We start from the raw sequence: 10,587 nt of genomic DNA, 5'->3' as shown, positions 1-10,587 counted from the left end.
GTATTCACAAAAGTTTTTAATGAGAATGTCTTCAAGAATGTCTCCAAGATTATCAATGACCAGGCAATCGGACAGAAATATCGGTGAAATTGTGATGAATGAAGCTTCCCCATTGATTAATGGGATTTTCTCTAAAAATTCTACCTTGTCGAGTTCAAGCTTGCAGTTGTTGAAGTAGATGCTTTCTCCCATAACAAATGCTGAAACAAGGCTTCTAAGAAATATTTCATCGACACTGGATACGATAACGCTGATGGTTTTTCTTTCAATCCTGAATGCGGAAAAGGTATAGAACTTGAAGTCTTCGAATTTGGTGCCGTTGAACAGGTCATTTACCTTCCTGTAAAAGAGGTATGAGAGATAATCGTCATAATCATGCTGCAGGTTCTTATTCTCATATCCCTTGAAATAAATCTTTACGCGAGACAAGTGAATACCTCTCTTATCTGATGCGGGTATGGTTGATTACTCCCATTTTGGACCAGTAGACTTCATAGATTCCCGGATCTGTTTGGCCTCCGCTTGTTGAAACTATGCTTCGATAAATCGGATTTCCCTCTGAGTCGACCTTGTCAGTTAGAAAATCATGCTGATAATCTTCATACTCTGAATTGGATGACCCCATTATTGAGTCCAGCAAATCTAGGATTGAAAAATCAGAGAATGAATTCTTGTCTGAACGATCATCAGCCGAAACATTGGCATTTGATTCATAATTATCTGAGGAATATTCTCCTGAAGCATCATCACTTCTTGTAATCTCCCTTTCCAAAACATCACTTTCTGAAATGGAATGGCTGTTTTTTTCTAAAAAATCTACAGTAAAGCTTTTCTCATCGGCAGCACCATCCGCAACATCACTGACAACTGTACGGATGTGGCCTAAAAAGCTGCCCAATGAACCGAAAAGCACTGTACCGATAATTAAAATTATTAAAAATGCAATAAGAATATCCTTTAAATCCATTAAAACACAACCATATATAAAAAAAATATTAAAATAAAACTAAATTTCAATAGAATTTGCTTCAAAACATTAATAATGAAATCTTGAGCAAGTAAATTAGCAATATTATTTCCAAATTTAATGAAATGTTCTGTTTGTAAATGTGAATCTAATATTTCTATAGATTCCCATTTTTCTACAAACAATAGTGAAAGTTCCTCTGAATCTGAATAAAGATTATATTCTATATTTCCTTTTTCTTTTCTTGAATTATCAATTAAATCTTCCGAAAACTGAATAATTTTTTTCGCAGCTTCATCATCATTAGGAATTGCCTTAGCTAAAACAAATATCAAAAAATCACCTTCAAATAATCTCACATAAAAAAATAAAATTATAGATATTACATATAATTTTAATTTAAATTAAGATACAAAAAATATTATTTTTGTTCAAATTGCGGGATACCTGTAATTCTGAGACCTCCATAATGGGATTTATATTTAATATTTAAACCAATTAAAAGAGGAGTTATTTTTTCAATAACCCTTGATTTTTCTAAAATCCCACAATCAATAGTCTGAACACCAGGAAGTTTATTTATAAGTTCTGCAGCAATATTTTTAGCTTCATCATCATTTCCTGCAATCAAACAATCACAATTTATTTCATTAGGGATATTCGCTAAATGAGAATTACTTATATTGCAGAATGCACTGATTACTTTTGCACCAGTTCCTTCAAGTATTTTTTCCGTTCTTTCGGCAGCTGATCCTTCCATTAAATCAATGAATCTGTAAGGTTTTCCACCAATTGCAGTTTCTAATGGTACAGTAGCATCTAAAATGATTTTGTCTGTGCAAAATTCTTTAATGCCTCCAAGAGTTGGTTTTTGTGCTGTTAAAGGTACAGTAAGAATTAAAATATCGCCTTCTTTTGCTGCATCTTCATTAGCCATGCCAACCATGTTTAAATCATACCCCTTAAGCTCTTTTTTGGTTTCATCAACAAGTGTTAAAGCTTTTTCTTCTTTACGAGAACCTACAATTACCTTAACACCTTCAATAGCGAATCTTTTTGCAATGCCCAAACCTTGAGGGCCAGTCCCGCCAATTACTGCAACTTTCATTTTTTATCCTCCTAAAAACAACCACAATTCTTGTGAATTTTAATATATTAATCATTCATAACGAACAAACATTACTAGATACTAAAAAAAGCAATGGATAAAATCCATCACTTTAATAAGTTAATTTAAAAGTTTGGTCAGTCGAGATCTAAAAGTACAACAGGTTTAATTAAATCTTTCGGTTTTTCTTTCATTAAATACAAAGCATCTTCAATTTTTTCAAGTCCTCTGAACTTATGAGTAACTAATAATTCAGGATCTTGTCTACCTACTAATGCTAATGCTGCAAGTCTTTCCATCCTTACAGCACCACCAGGACATAATCCATTTTTAATGTTAATATTGGACATACCACATCCCCATTCTACACGAGGAATAAATACATTATCCGCACCACTCAAATAGTTAACATTAGAAACAGTTCCACCGGCTTTTGCAGAAGAAATAGCTTCTTTCCATGTATTTTCTAAGTTACCTCCAGCAATAATTACAGAATCAACACCTTCACCATTAGTTAAATCTCTTACTTGTTCATCGATGGTGCCTTCTTTATAATTGATTATATCAGTTGCACCGTATTCTTTAGCGACTTTCACAGATATTGGGCGGGTACCGGCAGCAAATATTTTACTTGCACCTAATAATTTAGCACCTGCAATTGCAGAAAGCCCCACAGCACCAATACCAATGACCAAAACAGTTCCACCTAAAGGAATATCTGCATTTTCAGATCCCATCATACCGGTAGACCACATATCTACCAACATACATGCTCCTTCATCAGATAATCCTTCTGGTAAATGAGCTAAGTTACCATCTGCCATATTTACATGGAACCTTTCACCAAATACTCCATCTTTGAAATTAGAGAATTTCCAACCGCCGAGCGGTTCTGTTGTTTGAGATGGGAAACCTCTTTGAGCTGCTTCATCATCCCAATCAGGAGTAATTGCAGGAACGATAACTTTATCACCCGGGCTGAATTTAGTAACTAAGCTACCTACTTCTACAACTTCACCAACAGCTTCATGACCTAAAATCATGTCTGTTCTTTCGCCAATTGCACCTTCCCATACAGTATGAATATCTGAAGTGCATGGAGATACACAAGTTGGCTTAATAATTGCATCCATAGGCCCACACTTCGGAACTTCTTTTTCAACCCATCCAGTTTCACCAATTTTTTTCATTGCAAATCCTTTAAAAGTTGCCATTTTTTCACCTCTTAAACTTAAAAATATTTATAAAAACTTATAAATTGTTTTAAAATAACATATTAGATTAAAACACTTATTTTCTAGATTAATTACAAATAAACAAATTTAGAGTTTAATTAGTTTAAATAAATATTTTAATGATTGAGGTTTTACCTGTTTTAATATTTAAAATTTACCTTTATTTAAACAGTATTATTTAAATTAAAGAGTAATTAATAAGTAAATTTAATTTTTACGGATATATGGAATTTTTTTAATTAAAAGTTAATTATTAGAAAATAAAATAACAGGTTAAAATTAAAAAATAAAAATTAAAAATTATATAAAAAAACAAGTTCATGATAATAAATCTATATCTTGATAAAAATTTTAAAAATAATTAATGTTCATTCAAATAGATAAGATTTATAAGAATCATAAAATCGAATAGCATGTTTTACTAGATTTTCATCATCAATAAAAAACATTTCCGAATTATCAAATACAAGATTATCAAAAAAGAGAAATAATGAAGAAAAAGTATTTGTAGCTGTAAAAAATATATTTGCAATATCTTCAACAAGATAATAATTAATCTTTTTATTCCTCACCAAAGATTTGAAATATTTTTCTGAATCGGACTTTATAATTAAATCGAAAATATCTTTAGTGGTAATTAAATCCAAATAGCCATTATGATTAATAATAGTATCATAAATACAATCCATAAATATTTTAGAATAAATAGGCAAAATCATGAAAATATCTTTTGATTGACTAATATTTTTTAAATATACATTTATCGGTTTTGAAAATTCCATGGGGCTTGATTTAATTATAGTAGAATCATTAAAAAGTGACAATTCCTTTAAAAATTTGTTTGGAATAGAGTTAATAGTATGATTTTCCCAAAATTCACTTTTTTTATCTATATTTTCAAAATTTATCATTAAATGATCTAAATTTTCAACAAGTAAAAAACCAGAAGAAGTTATTGAAAATTTTTTATCCGGCAATCTTGTAATTAAATTATATTCTTTTAACTCATTTAAACCTCTTGAAATATTGCTTGATTTTTTATTAAACTCTAATTCTAGTTCTTTAATGGATTTAGAAGATTTATATATACTTAATAATAATTTTAATCTTAATTCTGAAGCAATTAAAAATCTTATCATGTTAAAATCTTTTAAATTATTAATACCATTAAAAAATTCAGATTCAATAATTATTCCCCCCATTTTTTGGATAAATAATATTTTCTAAACAAACATAATCCCCACACAATTTTTCATATTCCTCAAATAGTTTTAAACCCCATGAAATGGCATCTTGACTAGTTGAAGTAATTACTGCATTTTGATTAAATACTCCTGATTTATGGTAAAAAGCTAAAACTAAACATTTATCAGAAAGAGTAAATGCAAATTGAATATTATTATCATTTGGTTTTAATCTAACATACTTATTTTTAATATTTTTACTTTTAGGAACATAATCTTTTATAAAATTTGTTATAGCTTGAGAAACATCATTTGGAAGTATCAATTCAACAGTACACTCATTATCAATCCAATAACTAATAATATCATGATGATTCGGATGAAAATAAGGAAAAATTCCTTTTAAAAATTTAAATCCCATTAAAGAACGTTGAAAAATTTCAGTAGCTTTAAAAATATCTATATGATTTGATTCTACTAATTTTGATTCTTCAAGGGCAGATAAATCACGATGAGAATCTATGCCATTATTTATTAATGAATTATTTAAAAAATTAATATTCTCTTTTATAAAATTAGAAGATTTATTAAAATAAAGTATAAAATTTAATTTTAGCTTTACAGTATTATATAAATAAAATTTATCATCCATACTATAAATAAAACCTTTTTGTTCGAGTTTATTAATATTATCCAAAATAGTACTATAACTTAAATTAGTTTTTTCTTCAATTTGTTTAATAGATACAGGAGAATTAAATAAATAACCCAAAATTTTTAAACGAATCTCAGAATTAACCAAAAACTTTATTTCTCCTTGAAAATCAGTTAAATAATCATCAGTAAGACTAATTGGCAAAGTTATCCTCCTCACGAAAATATCAATTCAATGACATTATTCGTATTATATTAAATTTTTTTGTTTTAAATTAAGCCTATTAATTTATTTCATTGCATAATATTTTTAAATATTTATACCACAAGTGTTTTCTAATATTTCATAAATTTAAATAAAAACTTAAAATCATTAATAAAACACTATAAATAAATATTAGGTAAAAATATTAGCTTATAACTTTCAATTAATGACTTAAAACTATTTTTTGTTAAGTCATAATATTTAAAATTATCGATTAAAAAACATTCCTAGAAACTTAAGCTTTTTTTCATTTTTTGACCAAAATTTTTTTTATTAAATCGCTGATTTTTATTTATTTTCCTTAATTTTAGCTCTATTTATTTTAATACTTTATTAATTAATTTTAATTTACTTATAGCTTAATTCAATTATTATACATAGTTTATTTTAAATATTATTAATTACAAATATGTATATTAGTGATTTAAGTTTTTTAATCACGAATTAATCTAAATGGGGTTGATCCTGATGTATTCTTTTGATAGGTTTGTCAAAGATTTTTTAGATTATTTGATTGTTTTATATCAAAAAAATATGTTACAGAGGACAATAGATTTATTAGAGATAGAAAAATGACGCAAAAAGAATATACTGCCTATATTCTTTTTCAAAGAAGTTGTACGGCTTATATCGAGGCGATTAGATTTTTTACAATAATGCTAAGCAATGATTTTAAAACGATTTCTAGTCAAGCAATAGGAAAACAAAGGATGTATATTGACCCAAATGTTTTTATTGATATGTATGAACTTTATATTAATAAATTATACGATAAATTTTCGGGTTTTTCGAAATTTAAAGGATATATTGTTTGTGCTTGTGATGGAAGTATAGTTGATTTGCCAAATGTTACTTTAACGCGCCAAGAATTCCCTTTAGGCGATGAATACTTGTTAAAAGAAAAGAGAATACGAGCAAGAGTCTCATGTTTTATGGATGTTCATTCTAAACATATTCTAACAACAAAAATTGTTGAAACAACAGTAAATGAAATAAATTTAGCAATTGAACATTTAGAGAATCTTAAACAAAGATTGGACATTACAAAATTAATTACAGTCTATGATCGAGGATACCCTTCAATTGAATCAATGATGAAAACAATAGATTTAGACTCAAAATTTCTAATACGATTACCAAAAAACGTATTTAGGCATCCAATCAAACAAATGAAGACTAATGATGAAATAATAAAAATAAATCTAACAAATAATAGATTAAGTCATTTTGATGATGAAAATTTAAAAGAAAAAGCCCGAAAAATGGGACGATTAGAAATCCGAATTGCATTAGTGGATATCGGAAAAGAAGAACCAGAAATACTAGCAACAAATTTAACGCACGATGAATTCTCATCCGAAGATTTAAAAGAATTATATGCAAAAAGATGGACAGTTGAAACCGGATTCGATAGATTAAAAAACTTAATCGAAATCGAAGATTTCAGCGGAACACGAAGGAAAATCATTGAACAAGATTTTTACGCACATATTTTTGTTTATAATCTCGCAATAACAATAAAAAATCATGCAGAAAACCATATAACAAGAATCCCACAAAATAAAAATGAAAAAACATACTATTAGTTTAACTGACCCTGAATCAAGGTGGATGATGGATAAAAAAGAAAATATTAGTTTAAATTTCAATTATCAAGTAGCAGTCGACAGTAAAAATGGAATGGTCGTAGGCCAATACCTAACACAGAATGCAACAGACTCTAAAGAACTATTTGAAATGTTACATGAAATAAAAATACAAATTGGAATCAACCCTAAAGTATTAGTTGCAGATAACGGATATATGGATGACAATGTAATAAAATACGCATATGACAACAATATAAGATTAATAATTCCAGATCGAAACGAAAGCAGCAAAAACAAATCTAAAAATAGAGAAAAACCATATCACAAAGTAAATTTCACATATGACTGGAAAACAGACTCATTTATCTGCCCAATGGGCAAATACTTGAATTATAAAAACAATAGGAAACTAAACGGAGAATTAATGAGAGTATACACCACAAACAAATGTAAAACTTGCCCCGTCAAAAATCAATGCACAAAAAGCAGAGTAAGAGAAATTTTCGAACCAGCAAACGATTTAAGATGGAAAATGAAAGCAGATTACAAATCCCCTGAAGGAAAAATCTACTACAAAAAAAGAGCAAATCTAAACGAAGCACACTTTGGATTACTCAGAAACGCACGAAATTTCCAAAAATTAAACAGAAACGGCATGAAAAATGCAGAAAAAGAACTAACACTAGCACATAACATTCAAAAAATACATGAAAAATTAAATGCAACACTCATTTAAACAAAAAACCAAACAATTAAAAACAACAATCCTATTCTAAAACACCAAATAATCAATCACTCTTTTCACTAAAAAGCAGTTAAAAAATATCTATTTTTAAAAAAATATCGTCGAAGTGCAATTTCAACTGTAAAAGTGCACCCCGAATCTCAAATATCCAAGCCAATATCATAAAATCAAAAATCTAAAAAAATTGAATTATTGGACAGACTCAATATTATATTGAATAAAAAAATTATATAAATCAATAAATTTTAAATGAATAACTCTAAATATAAGAAAATAATGTTAAAAACATAAAAAAATGAACAAAATGAGATAAATTCACTAATTAAAAAATAAAAAAAGTAGAGAAAATAATTTTTCCCTTTTCAATGTCTATTTTTTCTCCTTAATGCTGCTCCTCCCAAAGCAATCAATGCAAGCAATACCATAATCAATGGATTACCTGTAGCAGGCAAGACATTAGATTCTTTTTTAGGCTGTTCAGGAAGTTCAGATGGAGCTGTTTCATTTTTCTCAAGGACAACCTCAGGGGTTACAGGAGGTTCCGGAGTCTTTGGAGTCTCAGGAGAAACAGGAATTGGTTCTTCTTTTGGCTCTTCTTTAGGAACATTTTTTTCAATGACTTCAGTAACGTTGTTTGCTGAAACCTTACCGGTCTTGTCGCTTGAAACGCTTACAATGTTTGTGAAGTTTCCTGCTCTAGTAGTATCGAATACAACATAGAAGCTTAAGTATTCTCCAGCATACAATGGAGTGTTAAGGGTCCATGACAAGTCGTTGTTTTTTGTCCACAATTTATTGTAGTCGATGAATGAATAGTATGTAAGGCCGTCAAATGAATCTTCGCTGACAACGACATTATTCAACACCACTTTACCTGTGTTTTGAACAATGATTTCAAAGAGCACCTGTTCACCTACATAGACTGTCCTGTTTATTGTTATCTTTTGAATGCTTAATCCCGGAGTTAATACTTCTACAGTATCATTTGCTGTTTTGTTAGGGATTTCCCTTGAATCTGCAACGATAACGTTCATGAATTCACCGGCTGAAGTAGTGTTGAATACTACAAAGAATCCTGCATATTCACCGACGTATAATGGAGTGTTCAGACTCCAGGAGAGGTCATTGTTTTTGGTCCATAAACCTGTGTAGTCAATGAATGAGTCATAAGTTAAACCTTCAAATGATTCTTCACGGACAACAACGTCGTTTAATGTAACCTGTCCGAAGTTGTGAACAACGATTTCAAACATTACCTGATCTCCAACCAATACGCTTTTGTTGATTGCTATCTTTTCAACTGCGAAATCAGGCTTGATTACTTCAACAGTATCATTAGCAGTCTTGTTTCCGGTTTCATCACTGTCAACGGATACGATATTGGTAAACTCACCTACAGCAGTTGTATTGAAAACAACGTAGAATGCTGCAATCTCACCGGTGTATAAAGGACCATTTAATTTCCAGCTCAAGTCACCGTTTTTGGTCCACAAGCCGGTGTAGTCGATGAATGAATCGTAAGTTAAGCCTTCAAATGAGTCTTCGCTGACGACAACGTTATTTAAAATGACATTTCCTGTGTTTCTAACGATAATTTCAAATCTTACCTGGCTTCCCAAAATCACAACGTCATTCAATGCAATCTTTTCAATGTCAATGTCCGGATTTTTGGTAGGTTCCTCTTCTTTTTCAGGAACTGTATTGTTGTAAACGATTGTTGTATTGTTTGCAATTTTGTTTTCGGTTTCGGTTGACCCTACAGTAACGATATTGGTAAAGTTGCCGACAACAGTAGTATTGAATCTGACCGTCAATACTGCAATTTCACGAATGCCTAAGTCTGAATTTAAGGTCCAAACGTTCTTTCCGTTAACAATAGAATGGGTCCAAGCACCATTATCTACAAATGAATCATAGGTTAATCCATCGTATGAAGTTTCTTCAAGGAATACGTTGGTTAAAACAACATTTCCAGTATTCTTAACGATTATTTCAAATGAAGTCTGATTTCCTACATGAACAATAGGAGTCAGGGTAATCTTTTGAACGGAAATGTTTGGAGTTAAGACTTCAACAGTGTCATTATCCGTCTTGTTTTCAGTTTCTTTAGATCCTGCAACAACTACATTGGTGAAATTACCTTCTTTAGTAGTTTTGAAGTTAACAAAGAATCCAACAACCTCATTTAAAGCCAAATCACTATTCAAAGTCCAGATGTTCTTTCCATTAATTAATGAATGAGTCCAAAGACCATTGTCAATGAAGGAATCGTAAGTTAAACCGTCATAGGATGATTCTTCAACAAATACGTTTGTTAAAACAGATTCTCCGGTATTTCTGACAATAATTTCAAATCTAACCTGATCGCCAATCTTAACGACAGGAGTTAATGCAACCTTTTCAACAGTTAAATCTGGAGTTAATACAGTTGTAGTATTGTTTGCAGTTTTATTTTCGGTTTTATCTGAACCTGCAACTACAACATTAGTGAAATTACCTCTCATTGTTGTATTGAAGTTAACAAATAAATTAACTAATTCTTTTGAATCCAAATTCCTATTTAACGTCCAGACATTCTTACCGTTAATTAATGAATGAGTCCAAAGACCATTATCAACGAATGAATCATAAACTAAACCATCATAGGAATATTCCTCTACAAATACGTTATTTAAGACTGTTTCACCAATATTCCTGACAACAATCTCAAATCTAACCTGATCTCCAACAAGAACAACAGGAGTCAAAGTAATCTTAGAAACTTCCAAACCAGGTTTTGAAACTTTAGTAGTGTTATTTGTGGTTTTGTTTTCGGTTTCATTAGAACCAGCCACTACACA

General features: G+C 29.8%; 9 protein-coding genes and 1 pseudogene. 2 read left to right on the top strand and 8 right to left on the bottom strand.

Annotated elements, in window-relative coordinates; translation table 11 throughout:
- The 7 genes from F3G70_RS11660 to F3G70_RS11630 all read right to left on the bottom strand — a co-directional run.
- The coding region (locus F3G70_RS11660; protein ID WP_149732877.1) for a hypothetical protein at positions 1 to 429 on the bottom strand (429 nt) is incomplete at its 3' end.
- 13 nt (positions 430 to 442) lie between these two features.
- Positions 443 to 967, bottom strand: coding sequence for a hypothetical protein (locus F3G70_RS11655; protein ID WP_149732876.1), 525 nt, complete (start codon positions 965 to 967; stop codon positions 443 to 445).
- Entirely contained in the window at positions 967 to 1,302 is a 336-nt protein-coding gene (locus tag F3G70_RS11650; protein ID WP_149732875.1) for a putative quinol monooxygenase, read from the bottom strand. Before F3G70_RS11650 ends, F3G70_RS11655 begins: the two co-directional genes overlap by 1 nt.
- A gap of 86 nt (positions 1,303 to 1,388) precedes the next feature.
- Complete coding sequence (npdG, locus tag F3G70_RS11645) at positions 1,389 to 2,075, bottom strand: NADPH-dependent F420 reductase (protein WP_149732874.1); 687 nt, start codon at positions 2,073 to 2,075, stop codon at positions 1,389 to 1,391.
- A 137-nt stretch (positions 2,076 to 2,212) separates the two neighbouring features.
- Positions 2,213 to 3,289 (bottom strand): NAD(P)-dependent alcohol dehydrogenase, encoded by a 1,077-nt coding sequence (locus F3G70_RS11640; protein WP_149732873.1) that lies wholly within the window; start codon positions 3,287 to 3,289, stop codon positions 2,213 to 2,215.
- 389 nt (positions 3,290 to 3,678) lie between these two features.
- Positions 3,679 to 4,512, bottom strand: coding sequence for a helix-turn-helix transcriptional regulator (locus F3G70_RS11635; protein WP_149732872.1), 834 nt, complete (start codon positions 4,510 to 4,512; stop codon positions 3,679 to 3,681).
- On the bottom strand, positions 4,493 to 5,353 hold the full coding sequence (locus tag F3G70_RS11630) for a helix-turn-helix transcriptional regulator (RefSeq protein ID WP_149732871.1): 861 nt from the start codon (positions 5,351 to 5,353) through the stop codon (positions 4,493 to 4,495). The genes F3G70_RS11635 and F3G70_RS11630 overlap by 20 nt, the downstream gene beginning before the upstream one ends.
- A gap of 575 nt (positions 5,354 to 5,928) precedes the next feature.
- Here F3G70_RS11630 and F3G70_RS11625 point away from each other — a divergent pair.
- Both F3G70_RS11625 and F3G70_RS11620 read left to right on the top strand, forming a co-directional pair.
- Positions 5,929 to 6,999: pseudogene (locus F3G70_RS11625) on the top strand (IS4 family transposase); the annotation flags it as partial.
- A gap of 28 nt (positions 7,000 to 7,027) precedes the next feature.
- Positions 7,028 to 7,738: a transposase gene (locus F3G70_RS11620; RefSeq protein ID WP_188118186.1), complete on the top strand. Its 711-nt coding sequence runs from the start codon at positions 7,028 to 7,030 to the stop codon at positions 7,736 to 7,738.
- Positions 7,739 to 8,109: 371 nt separating this feature from the next.
- On the opposite strand, the gene F3G70_RS11615 is transcribed toward F3G70_RS11620, so the two are convergent.
- Positions 8,110 to 10,587 (bottom strand): DUF7507 domain-containing protein (locus F3G70_RS11615; RefSeq protein WP_188118185.1); only part of this gene is annotated, 2,478 nt, incomplete at its 5' end.

It is taken from the genome of Methanobrevibacter millerae (genome assembly GCF_900103415.1).
Lineage (GTDB): Archaea > Methanobacteriota > Methanobacteria > Methanobacteriales > Methanobacteriaceae > Methanocatella > Methanocatella millerae.
The sequence above is the reverse complement of the archived record's forward strand: the minus strand, read 5'-3'. Positions and strand labels throughout refer to the sequence as shown.

Excerpts from the sequence above, each read along its gene's own strand:
- F3G70_RS11655 (WP_149732876.1), bottom strand. The coding sequence starts at position 967 with ATGGATTTAAAGGATATTCTTATTGCATTTTTAATAATTTTAATTATC.
- npdG (WP_149732874.1), bottom strand. The coding sequence starts at position 2,075 with ATGAAAGTTGCAGTAATTGGCGGGACTGGCCCTCAAGGTTTGGGCATT.
- F3G70_RS11640 (WP_149732873.1), bottom strand. The coding sequence starts at position 3,289 with ATGGCAACTTTTAAAGGATTTGCAATGAAAAAAATTGGTGAAACTGGA.
- F3G70_RS11635 (WP_149732872.1), bottom strand. The coding sequence starts at position 4,512 with ATGGGGGGAATAATTATTGAATCTGAATTTTTTAATGGTATTAATAAT.
- F3G70_RS11620 (WP_188118186.1), top strand. The coding sequence starts at position 7,028 with ATGGATAAAAAAGAAAATATTAGTTTAAATTTCAATTATCAAGTAGCA.